The organism is Mesorhizobium sp. P2_B11 (assembly GCF_056404855.1).
In genome coordinates, this window is sequence record NZ_JBFUDF010000026.1 from 1 (window position 1) to 576 (window position 576).

1 protein-coding gene is annotated in these 576 nt (G+C 57.8%); it reads right to left on the reverse strand.

Translation table 11 applies throughout. The features are described from left to right. Positions 1 to 283: hypothetical protein (locus tag AC1DYJ_RS31830; protein ID WP_477426407.1), on the reverse strand; the 283-nt coding region annotated here is incomplete at its 3' end. Between the last annotated feature and the right edge of the window lie 293 nt (positions 284 to 576).

Consider the following 576-nt stretch of genomic DNA (forward strand, 5'->3'; position numbering starts at 1 on the left):
CAGCCGGCGCCGCTATATCTTGATGCCCCTGCCGGTTAGGCCCGGTGCTTACTGGCCTACCCGCCCCGAGTGCCGGGCCGCTTTTTCCGATAAGTGCCTCAAGTTCGCCAAGCGTAAATTCAATCAGGTATCGGTATTTTGAATCATCCGAGTAAATGCCCTCGGCTTCAATCGATATCACCGGGCCGCCTGTTCGAGATTTGACATCGCCATCAATCAACGGTCGATCGAAGATGGTTCGAGAAGTTCCTTCCCGTTTGGCAGGCCCGACAAGCATCCGCATTTTGCTTTACCCCGCTCCGTCGTTTCGCGATGAAGTGGCGGGCCCTCACCCACCCCCAACATATCTGCTCCATGCAATTGCGGTGCCAACTGGCTGACGGGTCACACCAAAGGCCACCGGCCGAAGCCAATGACCATTACGGGAAGAAGCCTGCCGCTCTATTCGCCCGGCGCAGGTCCCAATCATGTCATTAGAGTGCGCTGTTGTTCCAGCCTGTTCTAGCGCATCAGACCTTTGCGCCTTGTGGCCAAAGACCTTAGCCCCACCTCCTTGGGTAGGAGCCCCGCCAGCGC